This window comes from Natronococcus sp. JC468 (assembly GCF_012163165.1).
Taxonomy (GTDB): domain Archaea; phylum Halobacteriota; class Halobacteria; order Halobacteriales; family Natrialbaceae; genus Natronococcus; species Natronococcus jeotgali.
The window spans coordinates 1-1,278 of record NZ_JAAVUO010000099.1; the positions used below are offsets into that span (position 1 = coordinate 1).

Here is a 1,278-nt window from a genome sequence, read left to right on the forward strand (position 1 = left end):
CTCAGCTTTGCACGTTGAAGTAGGAGCATGACGTAGGCGGTGGCAAGGACGAATGATGCCGATTACGGATTTCTTGTCGTGTACGCGAGTGTTCGACGAGTTCGAGTCGCTGTCCCCAGCCCAACGTCATCACGCCAAAACCTACGCCACAGGTCTTGTTGCGGCCAGCAACAAGACCGTGGCGGGCATCGCACGCGAAGTCCTTCCAGCTAATAGCAAACGCGCTCTCAACAAGTTCCTCACCGAGTACGACTGGGATGAACAGCAATTCAACCACGAACGCCTCGAAGAGCTCCAGAAACACGGCGAAACACGCTGGTCAACGGATGGCTACATCATCCTCGACGACACCATCACCGAGAAAGCCGGGGACGAAGTCCCCGGCGTCGGCCACTTCTACGATCACGCCAAAGGTGACACCGTCTGGGGCCAAGATCTCATCTATGCCTTCTACGCTGACGACAAAACCGCCTACCCGCTCACCTTCCGCCTCTACGAAAAGCAAGACGAGGATGACCAAGACCACGACACCAAGTACGACCTCGCCCGCGAGATCGTCACCGAACTCGAAGAAGAGGTAGGTGTGCCTGCGGACACCTACCTCTTCGACTCGTGGTTCGCTCACGATTCTGGCCTTCCTGAACACATCGAATCCTACGGCAAGGACTGGATCGGCCCGCTCCGGAGCAATCGACAGGTGACTTACGCCGGCGAAGAGCTCCGCGTCGATGCGCTGGAAGAGCGCATCGACACGGTTAAGCGCGATATTGACAACGAAACCTATCACATCTGGACGAAGAAGCTTCCCGTCTCCCAGTTGGGAGACGTGAAGCTGGTCATCGCAGAGAAAGAGACCGACGAAGACAAAGAGAACCCGATCAAGTACCTCGCTACGAACAAGATCGACGCACCGACCGCTCACATCATTCGCTCCTACGGGATGCGCTGGCGCATCGAGACGTTCTTCGAGGACTCGAAGCAGGATCTCGGCTTGGGAGACTGCGAGCTGCAGACTGACGGAGGTGCCAGTCGCCACTGGCACCTCCTGATGGCTGCCTACAGTCTCGTTCGTCTTGATCCCGATTCGAGCGCCTTGGGAACGGTTCGCTCGAAGGCGTCATCGCTTCGAGCGAACCTCGAACACTCCCTGAAGGAAGCCGTCTACAACCTTCTCTCGTGGGTTCGAAACAACGATGACCGCGGTGTTGATGACCTCATGACCGAGATCGACCATCTCTTCGTTCACTCAACAACCGAGGCTAGCGTGCAAAGCTGAGT

General features: G+C 57.0%; 1 protein-coding gene. It reads left to right on the top strand.

Annotated elements, in window-relative coordinates:
* Positions 1-52 precede the first annotated feature (52 nt).
* Complete coding sequence (locus GWG54_RS20515; protein WP_167939480.1) at positions 53-1,276, top strand: IS701 family transposase; 1,224 nt, start codon at positions 53-55, stop codon at positions 1,274-1,276.
* Positions 1,277-1,278: the final 2 nt, after the last annotated feature.